This window comes from Arenimonas donghaensis DSM 18148 = HO3-R19 (assembly GCF_000743535.1).
Lineage (GTDB): Bacteria > Pseudomonadota > Gammaproteobacteria > Xanthomonadales > Xanthomonadaceae > Arenimonas > Arenimonas donghaensis.
Genome location: NZ_AVCJ01000003.1, coordinates 26,565 through 40,493, shown reverse-complemented (window position 1 = coordinate 40,493; position 13,929 = coordinate 26,565). Strand labels below are relative to the sequence as shown.

General features: G+C 68.9%; 17 protein-coding genes and 1 tRNA gene. 7 read left to right on the top strand and 11 right to left on the bottom strand.

The window, feature by feature from the left end; translation table 11 throughout:
• The first annotated feature begins 102 nt into the window (after nucleotides 1–102).
• The 3 genes from grxC (at nucleotide 103) to N788_RS03390 (ending at nucleotide 1,860) form a co-directional block, all read left to right on the top strand.
• Complete coding sequence (grxC, locus tag N788_RS03400; RefSeq protein ID WP_051924314.1) at nucleotides 103–348, top strand: glutaredoxin 3; 246 nt, start codon at nucleotides 103–105, stop codon at nucleotides 346–348.
• Nucleotides 345–740 (top strand): carboxymuconolactone decarboxylase family protein, encoded by a 396-nt coding sequence (locus N788_RS03395; protein ID WP_034220947.1) that lies wholly within the window; start codon nucleotides 345–347, stop codon nucleotides 738–740. Before grxC ends, N788_RS03395 begins: the two co-directional genes overlap by 4 nt.
• A 109-nt stretch (nucleotides 741–849) precedes the next feature.
• Nucleotides 850–1,860, top strand: coding sequence for an isocitrate dehydrogenase (locus N788_RS03390; protein ID WP_034220945.1), 1,011 nt, complete (start codon nucleotides 850–852; stop codon nucleotides 1,858–1,860).
• A 68-nt stretch (nucleotides 1,861–1,928) separates the two neighbouring features.
• Here N788_RS03390 and N788_RS03385 read toward each other — a convergent pair whose 3' ends face one another.
• The 9 genes from N788_RS03385 to N788_RS03345 all read right to left on the bottom strand — a co-directional run bounded on the left by N788_RS03385 (nucleotide 1,929) and on the right by N788_RS03345 (nucleotide 9,802).
• Nucleotides 1,929–3,188, bottom strand: coding sequence for a DUF2254 domain-containing protein (locus N788_RS03385; RefSeq protein WP_034220944.1), 1,260 nt, complete (start codon nucleotides 3,186–3,188; stop codon nucleotides 1,929–1,931).
• The gene (locus tag N788_RS03380; protein WP_034220942.1) at nucleotides 3,185–3,769 is read right to left on the bottom strand and encodes a class I SAM-dependent methyltransferase; all 585 of its coding nucleotides are present in this window, start codon (nucleotides 3,767–3,769) and stop codon (nucleotides 3,185–3,187) included. The genes N788_RS03385 and N788_RS03380 overlap by 4 nt, the downstream gene beginning before the upstream one ends.
• Nucleotides 3,770–3,774: 5 nt before the next feature.
• On the bottom strand, nucleotides 3,775–4,536 hold the full coding sequence (locus N788_RS03375) for a Bax inhibitor-1/YccA family protein (protein WP_034220940.1): 762 nt from the start codon (nucleotides 4,534–4,536) through the stop codon (nucleotides 3,775–3,777).
• A 71-nt stretch (nucleotides 4,537–4,607) separates the two neighbouring features.
• Complete coding sequence (locus tag N788_RS14290; protein ID WP_084695866.1) at nucleotides 4,608–5,747, bottom strand: DUF4185 domain-containing protein; 1,140 nt, start codon at nucleotides 5,745–5,747, stop codon at nucleotides 4,608–4,610.
• Nucleotides 5,744–6,559: a bifunctional hydroxymethylpyrimidine kinase/phosphomethylpyrimidine kinase gene (gene thiD / locus N788_RS03365; RefSeq protein WP_034220937.1), complete on the bottom strand. Its 816-nt coding sequence runs from the start codon at nucleotides 6,557–6,559 to the stop codon at nucleotides 5,744–5,746. The genes N788_RS14290 and thiD overlap by 4 nt, the downstream gene beginning before the upstream one ends.
• A gap of 45 nt (nucleotides 6,560–6,604) precedes the next feature.
• Nucleotides 6,605–7,264 (bottom strand): YoaK family protein, encoded by a 660-nt coding sequence (locus tag N788_RS03360; RefSeq protein WP_034220935.1) that lies wholly within the window; start codon nucleotides 7,262–7,264, stop codon nucleotides 6,605–6,607.
• Nucleotides 7,265–7,268: 4 nt separating this feature from the next.
• Entirely contained in the window at nucleotides 7,269–8,666 is a 1,398-nt protein-coding gene (locus tag N788_RS03355; RefSeq protein ID WP_034220933.1) for a PhoH family protein, read from the bottom strand.
• A 94-nt stretch (nucleotides 8,667–8,760) separates the two neighbouring features.
• Entirely contained in the window at nucleotides 8,761–9,234 is a 474-nt protein-coding gene (locus N788_RS03350) for a peroxiredoxin (RefSeq protein WP_034220931.1), read from the bottom strand.
• Between the two features lie 7 nt (nucleotides 9,235–9,241).
• Nucleotides 9,242–9,802: a glycine cleavage system transcriptional repressor gene (locus N788_RS03345; RefSeq protein ID WP_034220926.1), complete on the bottom strand. Its 561-nt coding sequence runs from the start codon at nucleotides 9,800–9,802 to the stop codon at nucleotides 9,242–9,244.
• 115 nt (nucleotides 9,803–9,917) lie between these two features.
• Here N788_RS03345 and dapA point away from each other — a divergent pair, with 115 nt between their 5' ends.
• Both dapA and N788_RS03335 read left to right on the top strand, forming a co-directional pair.
• Nucleotides 9,918–10,808 carry a 4-hydroxy-tetrahydrodipicolinate synthase gene (gene dapA / locus N788_RS03340; RefSeq protein ID WP_034220924.1) on the top strand — a complete coding sequence of 297 codons (891 nt, stop codon included), beginning with the start codon at nucleotides 9,918–9,920 and terminating at the stop codon, nucleotides 10,806–10,808.
• Nucleotides 10,809–10,868: 60 nt separating this feature from the next.
• Nucleotides 10,869–11,414 (top strand): hypothetical protein, encoded by a 546-nt coding sequence (locus N788_RS03335; RefSeq protein WP_051924313.1) that lies wholly within the window; start codon nucleotides 10,869–10,871, stop codon nucleotides 11,412–11,414.
• Nucleotides 11,415–11,429: 15 nt separating this feature from the next.
• Here N788_RS03335 and fdxA read toward each other — a convergent pair whose 3' ends face one another.
• Both fdxA and N788_RS03325 read right to left on the bottom strand, forming a co-directional pair.
• Complete coding sequence (fdxA, locus tag N788_RS03330; protein ID WP_034220922.1) at nucleotides 11,430–11,753, bottom strand: ferredoxin FdxA; 324 nt, start codon at nucleotides 11,751–11,753, stop codon at nucleotides 11,430–11,432.
• Between the two features lie 93 nt (nucleotides 11,754–11,846).
• A tRNA-Glu gene (locus tag N788_RS03325) sits at nucleotides 11,847–11,922 on the bottom strand.
• Between the two features lie 117 nt (nucleotides 11,923–12,039).
• Here N788_RS03325 and pcnB point away from each other — a divergent pair.
• Both pcnB and folK read left to right on the top strand, forming a co-directional pair.
• Nucleotides 12,040–13,419 carry a polynucleotide adenylyltransferase PcnB gene (gene pcnB / locus N788_RS03320; protein WP_034220920.1) on the top strand — a complete coding sequence of 460 codons (1,380 nt, stop codon included), beginning with the start codon at nucleotides 12,040–12,042 and terminating at the stop codon, nucleotides 13,417–13,419.
• Nucleotides 13,410–13,919 carry a 2-amino-4-hydroxy-6-hydroxymethyldihydropteridine diphosphokinase gene (gene folK / locus N788_RS03315; RefSeq protein WP_425476473.1) on the top strand — a complete coding sequence of 170 codons (510 nt, stop codon included), beginning with the start codon at nucleotides 13,410–13,412 and terminating at the stop codon, nucleotides 13,917–13,919. The genes pcnB and folK overlap by 10 nt, the downstream gene beginning before the upstream one ends.
• Nucleotides 13,920–13,929: the final 10 nt, after the last annotated feature.

Below are 13,929 nucleotides of genomic sequence, written 5' to 3'. Positions count from 1 at the left end.
GCCGGTCCGTGCCTGAGTGTTGCAGCCAATGGCTGGAAATACCCGCCCGGCGGCCCCAGACTTGGCGATATCAACCCGGAGAACCCCGTGTCCAAGGTCGTGATGTACACCACCGCCATCTGCCCCTACTGCGTGGCGGCCAAGAATTTCCTCAAGTCCCGCGGCGCGCAGTGGGAGGAGGTCCGGGTCGACCTGGACCTCGAACGCCGCCGCGAGATGATGGCCCGGACCCAGCGTACGTCGGTGCCGCAGATCTTCGTGGGCGAAACCCATGTCGGCGGCTACGACGAACTCGTGGCCCTGGACCGCGCCGGCGGACTGGCGCCGCTGCTGGAGGCCCAGGCATGAGCGCCGGCGAGGACGATCGCGTCCGCGAGTTCAGCCAGTTCCGCAAGCGCATGAACGAACGCATCCTGGCCGAGGACAACCAGGTCGTTCGTCGCTTCTTCGCGCTCGACACCCAGACCTACCGGGCTGGCGCGCTCGACACCAGGACCAAGGAGCTGATGGGCCTGACGGCGTCGATGGTCTTGCGCTGCGACGACTGCATTGCCTACCACGTGGCCCAATGCAAGCAGGCCGGGGTGAGCCGCGAGGAGCTTTTCGAGGCTTTCAGCGTGTCGCTGGTGGTCGGCGGCTCCATCGTCATCCCGCACCTGCGCCGGGCGGTGGATTTCCTGGACCAACTCGAAGCCGGGCAGGCCGAGGGCGCGGCGGAGCCGCCCGGACACGGTCACTGACCGCCCCCCAACCAAGGTCCAATCGCACGGGTCCTCCCGGTTTGAGGCATAATATCGCGCCTTTGGCGGCTGCTCTGTCGCCATAACCAGTTGAAAAAAGAAGGATTTTATGACCCAGACGATTGCGGTGATCCGCGGCGACGGTATTGGCCCGGAAATCATGGACGCCACCCTGCAGGTGCTCGACGCGCTGGATCTGGGGCTTTCCTACGATTTCGTCGAGGCCGGCCTGGTGGCCTACGAGAAGCAGGGTGAACTGCTGCCCGCCGCCACCATGGACGCCATCCGCAAGCATCGCGTGGCGCTCAAGAGCCCGCTGACCACGCCGGTCGGCGAAGGCTTCTCCTCGATCAACGTCGAGCTGCGCAAGCGCTTCGACCTGTACGCCAACGTGCGTCCGGCGATCAGCTTCCCGAACACCAAGTCGCGTTACGAGAACATCGACCTGATCACGGTGCGCGAGAACACCGAGGGCGCCTACATCGGCGAGGGCCAGAACCTCACCGCCGACGGCGAAACCGCCACGCTCACCCAGAAGATCACCCGTCGCGGCTCCGAGCGCATCGTGCGCTACGCCTTCGACCTGGCTCGCCGCACCGGCCGCAAGAAGGTGACCGTGGTGCACAAGGCGAACATCCTCAAGTCGACTTCCGGCCTGTTCCTGAAGGTCGCGCGCCAGGTGGCCACCGAGTACCCGGACATCCAGTGCAACGACATGATCGTGGACAACACCTGCATGCAGCTGGTGATGCGCCCCGAGCAGTTCGACGTGATCGTCACCACCAACCTGTTCGGCGACATCATCTCCGACCTCTGCGCCGGCCTGGTCGGTGGCCTGGGCCTGGCCCCGGGCGCCAACATCGGCACCGAGGCGGCGATCTTCGAGGCCGTGCACGGCTCGGCTCCCGACATCGCCGGCAAGGGCATCGCCAACCCGGTGGCGCTGCTGCTCGGCGCCGCCCAGATGCTCGACCACCTCGACCACAACGAGGCGGCCGCGCGCCTGCGCAAGGCCATCGTCGACGCCATGGCGGCCAAGGACAACCTGACGCCCGACCTCGGCGGCAGCGGCACCACCCAGTCCTTCGCCCAGGCCATTGCCGCCCGCGCCAAAGGCTGAGCCTGCGGGCGCGATGAACGAAAAGGGCGCCTCCGGGCGCCCTTTTCAATTACGCGATCCCAGCCTGCCTACGCTTGCGGGGACGGTGCGGCGAACCGCGCCAGGTGCCGGGCACGCTCGACGTGTTCGGGCAGGGGTAGCTTCGCTTCCGCCATGGCCAGGGCCTCGCGGGCCTGCTGGCGCGCGGCGCCTGCGAGGACCGTGTCGCCCAGGTCCGCGACGGCCTCCAGGGCCTTGAGCAGGCGGCAGACGACTTCGATGCTGCCGGCACCGTCGCGGGCCGTGGCGGTGAAGGCATCCTCGACCAGGTCGGCGCTGGTGAGCGCCGGGAGGCGCACGGCCGGTGCGCAGGGCGGATGCGGGGGATCCCGCCCGGACTCTTCCCACAGCGTGAACAGCCGGACGATCCGGCCCAGCACGTCGATCGCCGTGCCAGGGTCGTTCACGGCGGGGGACAGGGCGCGGCCCGCGATTTCGGACAACACCACCAGGCCGAAACGCGGATCTTCATCGAATTCGCGCGCACTGCCGATGCGAAAGGCCGTGCGCAAGCGGTCAGCCCATTCGCCTTCGGCCGGCGCATCACCGCCATAGGCGCGCAGCAGGGGTTGGCCGGCGACGATGAACGCACCGGGCAACTCCAGCACCTCCAGGGCCTGGCCACTGGCTTCGGCACACGCCTGCAAGGCCTCCAGTTTGACCTCCTGAAGGTAGCCCACCGTGTCGGCCGCGACGACCGAGTGCGGACCGTCCAGCGTCTGGTCCCCGGGACCCGCGCGTCGGCGATAACGCCGGATGGCATCGGCGGCGGCCTGTTCGACCTGGTCGATCGTGTTGCCCTGGCGGCCCAGCCGGGCGATGCGGTCCACCCAGCGCACGAAGGTCAGGATGACCATCGCGAACACCAGGGCCGTTTCGATGAAAAGCACGAAGCGCCCCGTGGTGCCGAAGCTGTTGTTCTGCAAGGCCACCAGCCCGACCACGCCGAAGATGAAGGCGCCCACGAAGATCGAATACGCGTTCTGGGAAACGTCGTCGGCCAGCACCAGCGGGAACGAGCGCGGCGAGGCGTTGTTGCTGGCCGAGGCATAGGCCGAGACCATGGCGCCGGCGGCGAAGATGGCGATCACCAGCATGCTCGAGGCGATGATCGACAGCAGCGATTCAATCGATTCGGCCGACACCTCGGGTGGCTTCTCCATCAGCCACTTGTTGTCCAGCGCCGAAGCCAGCCCCACGCCGACGACCGACAGCAGGCAGGCCGCCAGCGGCTTCGCCCACAGGCGCTGGCGCAGGGATCGCAGCAGCGAGCGCAGGCGTTCGATCATCCGGGCAGGCCGAACAGGGCGCGCGCTTCCGGCGAAGGCTCGCCGGTGAAGGCCAGCGCGTTTATCTCGAAGTTGCCCAGGGCGCTGAAGCTGCGGCTAAAGCCGGCCCGCTCCAGCGCGCGGGTCAGGCTGCGGTTGGAGAAACCGGTCTTGTGCGCGTAGAAGTCGACGCCGCTGGCCTGGATCTGACGGCCGAGGCCGTAGACGACGTCGAGCACCGAAATGGGCCCGGCCGGCGAGTCGTAGAGCGTGTCCTCGAGGTCCAGGCCGCGCTCGACCACGCTCTTCATTACCGCCGGGATGTCCGGCACGCGGATCTGGGCGAACCCGTCCGGCTTGAGCACGTGCCGGAACCCGGCCAGCACCCCGTGCACTTCGTGCCGGTGGTAGTGCTCGAGATTGTGCGAGCAATACACGGCGTCGAACTGCGCCGCCTCCAGCGTCGCCAACTCGCGGGCATCGCAGCAGATGTCCGGCTGGCCGGTGGGGTCGATGTCGAGCAGTACCTGCGTGAAGCCGGCGTACTGGGGCGGCAGCGGGATGTCCTTGCTGCCGCCGCCGACGTTGAGCACCCGCTTCATCGGCGTCAGTCGCGCGACTGCAGCTTGGCCAGCAGGCGCAGGATTTCCAGGTAGAGCCAGATCAGGGTGACGACCAGGCCGAAGGCGCCGTACCACTCCATGTACTTGGGTGCGCCGGCCTCGACGCCCGATTCGATGAAGTCGAAGTCCAGGACCAGGTTCAGGGCCGCGATCACCACCACGAACAGGCTGAAGGCGATGCCCATCGCGCCCGAATCATGGATGAAGCCCATGCCCTCGAAGCCGAACATGCGCATGCCGATGTTGATCAGGTAGAGCAGCGCGATGCCGCCGGTCGCGGCGACGACGCCGAGCTTGAAGTTCTCGGTGGCCTTGATCAGGCCCGACTTGTAGGCCATCAACAGCGCCGCCAGCACGCCCAGGGTCAGCATCACCGCCTGCATCACGATGCCCGGGAACATCGATTCGAAGTAGACCGAGATGCCGCCCAGGAACAGGCCCTCGAGCAGCGCGTACAGCGGCGCGGTGATCGGTGCCCACTGCTTCTTGAAGACCGTGACGATGGCGACGATGAAACCGCCGATGCCGCCGACCAGCAGGTAGGGCATCAGCACGCCCATGCTTTCCGGGCCCGTGTAGAGGTTCCAGGTGTAGACCGCCGTGGCGACGCACATCAGCAGCAGCAGGCCGGTCTTGTTGACCGTGCCGCTGAGCGTCATCACCTGGCTGGCGTCGCGCGAGACGACCTGGCCGCTGCCGACGTCGAGGAAGGTGTTCTTGTTCAGAGCGGGATTGCCGCTGCGCATGGTTGGCTCCGGAAGGGGATCGTGATGCCGACGATGCTAGCCCGGCCTGCTCCCGCGGCGCCAGCGCCGGCTCAGCAGCCGGGCATGCGCAGGACCCGTGGCCAGTAGGTGTCATAGGCCCCCGGGCCTTCGACCAGGTCCTCGAACCGGAAGCGATTGGTGGCGTAGGTGACGGCCGCCCCCTCGTCCGGCCCGCCCAGCCACGGGTGCGCCTTGGCGGCGTACACGAATGCATCCGGCCGGTCTGATTCCGGCGGGCGGTAGACCCTGCGTGGCTTGCTCCAGGGTCCGACCAGCGCCGGGGCATCGCGCATGCCGATTTCAGTATCTCCGAACCCGTAGCTCGCGACGTGGACGTAGCGACCCGTGCAGGCGTCCCGATGCACCGAGGCCTCTGCGCCGGCGTCGTCCATGACCCAGGCCGGACCGTCAGGACCGAGGGCCGGTTCACGGACCCAGCCTCGATCCACGCCCGCCCACCACTCGGCACCGGCCAGGTCGCCCATTACCAGGTGCCTGGGCCGGTAGCGCACCAGGGCGCCGGCATGCGTTCCCTGCTGCCGAATGGCCAGCGCCACCACGTATCCCTGTTCGTGCACCACCGCCGTGGCGGGCGCGGCGTCGAACGGAGCCGGCGGCGCATCGACGATGCGTACGCGCCATGCCCCGGCCGAATCGCGGGGATTGGCCACGATGGCCAGGGCGTAACCCCGTGCCGCGAAACCGAGGTCGCGTCCCGGGGTTTCAACCATGCGGAACAGGAAGACCAGCAACGGACCATCGGGCAACTGCAATCCATGGCCGGGCCAATACCAATGGTCCGGCCCGCCGGGGAAGAACTCGGAGGGCAATCCGTCCGGGGTCGATCCCCAGTGGAAGTCCATCCTGGCTCGTGCCGGGTCGCGACCATTCTGGATCGCCACCGAGTTGCGGACCATGGGTGCACTGCGCCGGTCGAGTCGTGGCGGCGTGGCAATGAAGCTGTCCCCGAACAGCCAGAGTATCCGGTCGCCCTCCAAGGGTATCGACAGCGACGCGTCGCCGCCCAGCCAGCGCGGCTCCTGGTGGAAAAGGGCTTCCGCCTCTGGCCAGGGGGCCGGGCCGGAGGGTTGGGCATGCGCGGCGCTCGTTGGACCTGGGGAGCGGCAGGCGGGCACGGCCAGTGCCAGTGCCAGTGCCAGGACCATCGCGCCTGCCGCCCGGAATTTCATCCGGCGTCGCCGCGGCGGCGCCAGAAATGGTCAAGCACCGCGACCGACCCCTTGCCGGGCCGGTACGCGGCCCGGAGCGCCCCGTGCACGTAGTCGGTGGCGTTGGCGCAGGCTTCGCGCAGGCCCGTGCCGCGGCAGAGGTTGGCGGCGATGGCCGAGGCCAGGGTGCAGCCGGTGCCGTGGCCTTCGACGTCCAGTCGCGGGTGTTCGAATTCCAGCAGCGCTTCGCCGTCGTCGAACCGGTCCACCATCGCCCCGCTGCCGGGCAGGTGGCCGCCCTTGAGCAAGATCGCGCCGGGTCCCAGCGCGAGCAATTCGACCAGGGCGGCTTCGGCGGCTTCCTCGTCGGAGACCGGGTGGCCCAGCAACAGTTCGGCCTCGGGGATGTTCGGGGTCAGGACCGTCGCCAGGGGCAGCAGGCGCCGCCGGAGCGCCTCGAGCGCGGCGTCCTCGAGCAGCTTGGCGCCCGAAGTGGCGACCATCACCGGGTCCAGCACCACGGCCGCAGGCCGGTGCGCCTCGAGCGCGTCGGCCACGGCGTGGATGACCCGGGCGTTGGCCAGCATGCCCAGCTTGACCGCGCCGATCCGGAAATCGGCGAAGCAGGCGTCGATCTGTTCGCGCAGGAAGGCCGTCGGTGGCACGTGCACGGCGGTGACGCCACGGGTGTGCTGGGCGGTGAGGGCGGCCAGCGCGCTCAGGCCATGCACGCCATGGGCGGCAAAGGTCTTGAGGTCGGCCTGGATGCCGGCACCGCCGCCGGAATCGGAGCCGGCGATGGTGAGTGCGCAGACGGGGCGGGTTTCGGGCATGGCTGGAAGGGACCGTTCGGATGCCCGGCGAAGGGTACCCCGGCCTCAGCCCTCGCGTCGCCGTCGGAGCGCGTAGGCGACGCCGGTGACGCCCGTCAGCAACGCGGGCAGATAGAGCGCGGCATAGCCGGCGTTTGCAAAGGCGAACGCGCCCGCGCCGCTGCCGGCCAGGAAGGCGCTGATGATCACCAGGCACAGCCAGAGCCGGCGTCGGGCCAGCGGCAGGCCGCGCAGGGCATGGCCGATCATGATGCCCAGGTCGGTGAACATGCCGCTGACGTGCGAGGTGCGGACGACGGCACCGCTGTACGTGGTCGCCATGGCGTTCTGCAGGCCGATGGCGCCGGCGGCGAGCAGCGGTCCGCTGAACTGCCCGCGCTGGAACAGCGGCACCGCGGCCGCCAGCAGCAGGGCCTCGAGGGTCAGGGCCACGCCGTAGCGGCGACCCAGGCGCAGCACGCTGTCCTGGATCAAAAGGCCGCTCAGGGCGGCACCGGCGACAAAGGCCAGGACCATGCCCGCCAACTGCAACGCGGCGCCGCCCTGGCCCTGTGCCAGGGCCGCGCCGAGCAGGGTGGTGGTGCCGGTGAGGTGGGTGATGGCCTGGTGCTCGAAGCCCAGGTAACCCACCACGTTCACCATGCCGGCGACGAAGGCCAGGGCAGCGGCGCCCACCCAGACCCAGGTCGCCAGCCGTTCGGCCATGGCGCTAGAGCACCTCGGACGCGTAGTCGGCCAGGCGCGAACGCTCGCCGCGGCGCAGGGTGATGTGGGCGCTGTGGTTCCAGTTCTTGAACCGGTCGACGGCGTAGGTGAGGCCCGAGGTGGTTTCGGTGAGGTAGGGCGTGTCGATCTGTTCGACGTTGCCCATGCAGATGATCTTGGTGCCCGGGCCAGCGCGGGTGACCAGGGTCTTCATCTGCTTGGGCGTGAGGTTCTGCGCTTCGTCGACGATGACCCAGCGATTGAGGAAGGTGCGGCCACGCATGAAGTTCATCGAGCGGATCTTGATGCGGCTGGCCAGCAGTTCGTTGGTGGCACCCCGGCCCCAGCTGCCATGGTCCTCGGTGTGGGTGAGCACCTCGAGGTTGTCGGTCAGCGCGCCCATCCACGGCGTCATTTTTTCTTCCTCCGTGCCGGGCAGGAAGCCGATGTCCTCGCCAACGCTGACCGTCGCGCGGGTCATGATGATCTCGCGGTAACGCTGCACGTCCATGGTCTGGGTCAGGCCCGCGGCCAGGGCCAGCAGGGTCTTGCCGGTGCCGGCGGTGCCGAGCAGGGTGACGAAGTCGATCTCCGGGTCCATCAGTGCGTTGAACGCGAAGTTCTGCTCGCGGTTGCGGGCATTGATGCCCCAGACCTGGTGCTGCGGGTTGCGGAAATCGTCGACGATCTGCAGCACCGCCTTTTCCTCGTCCAGGCGCGCGACCTTCATCTCCACTTCGTCGTCGCCGGGCATGTACAGGAACTGGTTGGGGTACCAGCCGTCGTCGTCCTGGCGTGCGACCTCGTAGAAGGTGCGGCCACGATCGGTCCAGCTGCGCAGGCTGCCTTCGTGCCGTTCCCAGAAATCGTCCGGCAGTTCGGTGGCGCCGGTGAAGAGCAGGTTGAAGTCGTCGATGGCGCGGTCGTTCTCGTAGTCCTCGGCCTTGACGTTGCAGATCGAGGCCTTGATGCGCAGGTTGATGTCCTTGGACACCAGGACCACGGGCACGCCGGGGTTGTCCTCGATCAGCTGCAGGATCGAGCCCAGGATCTGGTTGTCCGGCAGCACCGTGCCGAAACGCTTGCCCACTTCCACCGGCTTGAGCTGGAACAGCAGCCGGCCGATGGCTTCCGGCGCCCGCAGCTGCAGGCCCTGGGGACGCGCCAGCCGGACGCCGTCGCCGATGCTGTCGCTGCCGTGGGCGACGATGATCTCGTTGAGGAACCGGCTGACCTGGCGCGCGTTGCGGCTGGCTTCGGAGTGGCCCTTCTTGCCGTTGTCGAGCTCCTCCAGGACCATCATCGGAATGAAGACGTCGTGCTCTTCGAACTTGAACAGGGCAGTGGGGTCGTGCATGAGCACGTTGGTGTCCAGAACGTAGATCCGCTTGCTTCTCGTCATGGGATTCTCATGTTGGGAAGGGACACAGGGGCACGGCGACGCACCGCCGTGGCTCGCGGGGCGAGACGGCGGTGCGGGTTTGCGCGGGGGTGGTTCACTTGGTCTTGCTGGCCTTCTTCAGGGCTTCGAGCACGGACTCGGCGTGTCCGGGGACCTTGAGGCCTCGCCAGCTTTCGGCGACGCGGCCCTGTGGGTCGATCAGGAAGGTGCTTCGCTCGATGCCCATGACCTTCCTGCCGTACATGTTCTTTTCCTTGATGACGCCGAAGGCCCGGCACAGCGACTCATCGGGGTCCGACACCAGGTCGAAGCGGAATCCCTGCTTGGCGATGAAGTTGCAGTGCGACTTCACCGAGTCGCGGGAAACACCAAGCACTTCGGCGCCGGCGCGGCGGAACCGGGTCAGCAAGGCGTTGAAGTCCTGTCCCTCGGTCGTGCAGCCGGGCGTGGAATCCTTCGGGTAGAAGTACAGCCCCAGCCACTTGCCGCGGTAGTCGGAGAGGCGGGCGGAGCCGCCGTTGGCCAGGGTGATGTCGAGATCGGGGATCTTGTCGCCGGGTTCGGTCATCGCGTCCTCAGAATTTCATCGGGTCCATGATGGCATCGAGGTTGAGGTGGTCGCAGAACTCGAGGAAGTCGTCGCGCAGGGCGGCGATGTGCATGTTGGCCGGGATGCCGATGGTGACCTGGGCCGAAAACATGTCGGCGCCGGTCTGCATGGCGCGGTAGCGCGAGCTGTGAAGGTTCTCGACGGTGATGCCCTGGCGGTCGAAGAAATCCGCCAGCTGGAACAGGATGCCTGGTTTGTCGGCCGCCACCACCTCGACGATGTAGGGCAGCAGGTTCGATTGCAGGGCCTTGGGGCCGGTACGGTACCAGACCAGCTTGTAACCGTCCTCGCGTTCAAGGCGCCCGAGCATGGCCTCGAGCTTGGCGACGGCGTCCCAGGAGCCCACCGCCAGCGCCGTTACCGAGACGTCGCGGCCGACGGTGGTGAGCCGGGCATCCACCAGGTTGCAGCCACTGTCCGAAATGCGACGGCTGACCGACAGCAGTGGCGACTGCGGATGCGTGGTGTACGCGCTGATCAGCAGGTGGTTCTCGTTGGCGGTCGGGCGCGCGGCGGGGTCGGTCAAAGCGGTGGTCCGTGGTGGCGCGGCAGGGGGCGCGCCTGGAGGTCATGGCCAGCATACTTGCCGCTGCTTTGGGGCCGCAAGTAAGATCGTGGCCAGTCCCCGCTAGGCACTCATTTTGCAACTTTCAGGCAGCATCACCGCGCTGGCGACCCCGTTCACGGTCGCCGGCGAACCCGACTTCGCGGCCTGGTCGCGCCTGATAGGGCGGCAGCTGGAGGCCGGCACCGCCGGCCTGGTCGTCGCCGGCTCCACCGGCGAAGCCGCCGCGCTCACCGACGGCGAGTACACCGCGCTGCTTCGCGCCGCCGTCGAACAGGTCGCCGGCCGGGTGCCGGTGCTGGCCGGCACCGGGCTCTCCAACACCGCCAAGACCATCGCCCAGACCCGCCTGGCCCGCGACGGCGGCGCCGACGTCGCGCTGGTGGTCACGCCGCCCTATGTGCGGCCGACACCCGAGGGGCTGGTGTCGCACTACCGGGCCGTTGCCGAAGCGGGTGGCCTGCCGGTGGTGCTCTACAACGTGCCCGGGCGCACCGGCTGCGACATGTCGCCCGACGTGGTGGCGCAGCTGCGCGACCACGAGAACATCATCGGCCTGAAGGAGGCACGCGGCGACGACGCGCGCTGGCAGGCCCTGTACCCCCTGGCAGGCGACGACTTCGCCTTGCTCAGCGGCGACGACCCGACCTTCGTCGGGGCCATGCTGGGCGGCGCGGCCGGCGTCATCTCCGTGGCCTCGAATGTCGTGCCGGCGGCCTTCGCCCGGCTGTGCCGCCTGGCCCGGTCCGGCCAGGCCGGCGACGCGCAGGCGCTGGATGCACGGCTGGCGGCGCTCTACGACTTCCTGGGCGTCGAGCCCAACCCGATCCCGGTCAAGGCGCTGCTGGCCCTGCAGGGCATCGGCCATGGCCTGCGCCTGCCGCTGCTGCCGCTGTCGCCGCGACATGCCGCGGCGGCCGAGGCCATGGCGGCGCTGTGCGAGCAGATCGAATCCGAACTGAAGTAACCTTGTCGCCTTGAATCCCCCGCGTGCGCGCCCCTGCGCGCCGCTCCCCAGGAGAAACACATGACCGCCCCCAAGCTTTCCTTCCGCCCGCTGCTGATCGCCACCCTCGCCGTGGCCGTGCTCGGTTCCAGTGGCTGCAGCTGGATCCGCGCCAAGTGGGGCAACGAGGCGGAATACCAGGCCAGTCGCCAGAACCAGCCGCTGGAAGTGCCGCCGGGCCTGGACGTGCCCGCCACCACCGGTGGCGTCGTCATCCCCGACGCGCGTCCGGGTGCCGCCGGCGTGCCGGTGGGCGAGGGCGTGCCTTCGGGTGCGGGTGGCCAGGCGGTGGTCGGCGGCATCGAGTCGTTCACGCTGGCCGATTCCGTGGCCAGCAGCTGGCGCCGCATCGGCATTGCCCTGGGCAAGATCGACGGCGTGACCATCGGCGACCGGGCGCAAGTGCTCAACAGCTACGAGGTCAGCTACAAGGGTGTCACGGTGCTGGTGCGTGCCCAGGAAGCCGACGGCCAGACCCGCGTCGTGGCGCTGGGCCCGGACGGCCAGCCGGTGCGCACCGGCGTGGCGACCGAACTGCTGGCGATCCTCAAGTCCCGCCTGGGCTGAACCCGGGCGCCCGCCTCAGCGCTTGAGTTCGCCGAGCTTGCCGGTCTTGCCGTCCCACTCGGCGGCATCCGGCAGCGGGTCCTTGCGGGTGGTGATCACCGGCCAGTCCCGGGACAGTTCGGCGTTGAGCGCGATGTAGCCCTCCTGGCCAGCCGGCACGTCGTCCTCGGGATAGATCGCGTTGGCCGGACACTCGGGTTCGCACAGGGTGCAGTCGATGCACTCCTCGGGGTCGATCACCAGGAAGTTCGGGCCCTCGTGGAAGCAGTCGACCGGGCAGACCTCGACGCAGTCGGTGTACTTGCAGCGGATGCAGTTCTCGGTGACGACGAAGGGCATGGTGTTTTCCGGTTCTGGCGAGTCAGGCCGCCGATTCTAGCGCCCGGCGCCCGCAACGAAGAAGGCCCGGCATGGCCGGGCCTTCGGAATGGGTGGCGCTCCCTAGGGGACTCGAACCCCTGTTCCAGCCTTGAGAGGGCCGTGTCCTAGGCCACTAGACGAAGGGAGCGCGGATGGCGAAGCGGTGACGCGGGCGCTAGTATAGCGGGCTTGTTCGCCCGCGGGAAGCCGCACGGTCCCGGGCACCCGCCCGCCGCGCAGGGTTCCCGCGCCGCCCAAAGCCTTCATGACGGACACCGCCATTTCAAGCCAGAACCCGCCCCTGGTCGTGCCGCGCGCCGAGCACGGCATCTCCCGCAAGGACATCAGTCCCAACGCCTTGCGCGTGCTCTACCGGCTTCGCGACGGCGGCTTCCAGGGCTACCTGGTCGGCGGCGCGGTGCGCGACCTGCTGGCCGGTGGCCACCCCAAGGACTTCGACGTCGCCACCGACGCGACGCCCGAGCAGGTCAAGTCCCTGTTCCGCAATTGCCGCCTGATCGGCCGGCGTTTCCGGCTGGCGCACGTCGTTTACGGGCGCGAGATAATCGAGGTCGCCACCTTCCGCGCCAACAGCTCCAACGACACCGACGACCGCCAGACCGACGACGGTGGCCGGCTGCTGCGCGACAACGTCTACGGCACGATCGAGGATGACGCGGTCCGGCGCGATTTCACCGCCAATGCGCTGTACTACACGGTCGAGGATTTTTCCGTGCGCGACTTCGTCGGCGGATACGCCGACGTGCGTGACCGCGTGCTGCGCCTGATCGGCGACCCGGTCGAGCGCTATCGCGAAGACCCGGTGCGCATGCTGCGCGCGGCGCGGCTGTCGGCCAAGCTCGGCTTCAGCATCGCGCCGGAAGCCGCCGACCCCATCCCCGAGTTGGCCGGCCTGCTGTCGTCGGCCCCGCCGGCGCGCCTGTTCGACGAATGCCTGAAGATGTTCCTGGCCGGGCATGCCGAAAAGAGCTTCCTCACGCTTGAGCGCCTTGGCCTGCTGCCGGCGCTGTTCCCGGAAACCGCCAAGGCCCTGGCCACCAATCGCAGCGGCGCCTTGCGCACGATGCTGCTGCAGGCCTTGCGCAACACCGACGACCGGATCGCCCAGGACAAACCGGTGACGCCGGCTTTCCTGTTCGCCGCGCTGCTGTGGCCGGCTTACTGCCGCGAGCTCGCCGTGCTGCAGAACCAGGGCGTGGACAGCGGCGTCGCCCAGCAGCGCGCCGCGGACCGGGTCACCCTGCACCAGGCCCAGCGCATCGCGCTGCCGCGGCGGTTCTCACTGCCGATGCAGGAGATCTGGCTGTTGCAGCCGCGATTCACCCAGCGCGTGCGCAAGCGCGTGTTCCGCCTGTTGGCGCATCCGCGCTTCCGCGCCGCGTTCGATTTCCTGGAGCTGCGCGCCAGCGCCACGCCCGAGGTCGCCGACGACCTGGCGTTCTGGCGCGAGGCCCAGGCCCAGGCGCCCGAGCAGCTCGCCGGCCGGCTCGCGCCGAAGACCCTGCCACGCGGCGCCCACGACGAGGCCGGCGACGCCGGCGAGTCCGATGCCGACGACGCGCCGCGTCGCCGCCCGCGCCGCCGGCGGCGCAAGCCGGGTGGCAGCGGGGGCGCATCGGAGTGAGTCTCTCCGGGCCGGTGCCGGCCTGGATCGCCCTCGGCGGCAACCAGGGCGACGTCCTGGCCACGCTCGATGCCGCCGTCGCGGCCATTGATGCCAGCGACGGCGTCCGGGTGTTGGCGCGCTCGCGCAACTACCGCACCCCGGCCTGGGGCCGCACCGACCAGCCCGATTTCATCAACGCGGCCCTGGCGGTGGAATCCACGCACCCGGCGCCCGGCCTGCTGGCGCTGCTGCTGGATATCGAACGCCGCTTCGGCCGCGTGCGCGAGAACGACGCTGCACGCTGGGGGCCGCGCCCGCTCGACCTGGACCTGCTGGTGTTCGGCGACCAGTCGCTGCAACTGCCCGGCCTGGAGCTTCCACACCCACGCCTCCACGAGCGCGCCTTCGTGCTCGTGCCCCTGGCTGAAATCGCCCCCGGCCTGGTCGTGCCGGGGCGGGGCAGGGTGGATGAACTGCTCGCCAGGGTGGATGCCTCGGGCATTCAAGCGATACCTTAGGCGCTCCCCA

What these genes read in the sequence shown, in the direction of transcription:
- thiD (WP_034220937.1), bottom strand. Translation starts at nt 6,559, where the DNA reads ATGCCCGAAACCCGCCCCGTCTGCGCACTCACCATCGCCGGCTCCGAT.
- N788_RS03385 (WP_034220944.1), bottom strand. Translation starts at nt 3,188, where the DNA reads ATGATCGAACGCCTGCGCTCGCTGCTGCGATCCCTGCGCCAGCGCCTG.
- N788_RS03335 (WP_051924313.1), top strand. Translation starts at nt 10,869, where the DNA reads ATGACCGCCCCCAAGCTTTCCTTCCGCCCGCTGCTGATCGCCACCCTC.
- N788_RS03350 (WP_034220931.1), bottom strand. Translation starts at nt 9,234, where the DNA reads ATGACCGAACCCGGCGACAAGATCCCCGATCTCGACATCACCCTGGCC.
- N788_RS03360 (WP_034220935.1), bottom strand. Translation starts at nt 7,264, where the DNA reads ATGGCCGAACGGCTGGCGACCTGGGTCTGGGTGGGCGCCGCTGCCCTG.
- N788_RS03380 (WP_034220942.1), bottom strand. Translation starts at nt 3,769, where the DNA reads ATGAAGCGGGTGCTCAACGTCGGCGGCGGCAGCAAGGACATCCCGCTG.
- N788_RS03390 (WP_034220945.1), top strand. Translation starts at nt 850, where the DNA reads ATGACCCAGACGATTGCGGTGATCCGCGGCGACGGTATTGGCCCGGAA.
- N788_RS14290 (WP_084695866.1), bottom strand. Translation starts at nt 5,747, where the DNA reads ATGAAATTCCGGGCGGCAGGCGCGATGGTCCTGGCACTGGCACTGGCA.
- N788_RS03355 (WP_034220933.1), bottom strand. Translation starts at nt 8,666, where the DNA reads ATGACGAGAAGCAAGCGGATCTACGTTCTGGACACCAACGTGCTCATG.
- N788_RS03375 (WP_034220940.1), bottom strand. Translation starts at nt 4,536, where the DNA reads ATGCGCAGCGGCAATCCCGCTCTGAACAAGAACACCTTCCTCGACGTC.
- N788_RS03395 (WP_034220947.1), top strand. Translation starts at nt 345, where the DNA reads ATGAGCGCCGGCGAGGACGATCGCGTCCGCGAGTTCAGCCAGTTCCGC.
- fdxA (WP_034220922.1), bottom strand. Translation starts at nt 11,753, where the DNA reads ATGCCCTTCGTCGTCACCGAGAACTGCATCCGCTGCAAGTACACCGAC.
- pcnB (WP_034220920.1), top strand. Translation starts at nt 12,040, where the DNA reads ATGACGGACACCGCCATTTCAAGCCAGAACCCGCCCCTGGTCGTGCCG.
- grxC (WP_051924314.1), top strand. Translation starts at nt 103, where the DNA reads ATGTACACCACCGCCATCTGCCCCTACTGCGTGGCGGCCAAGAATTTC.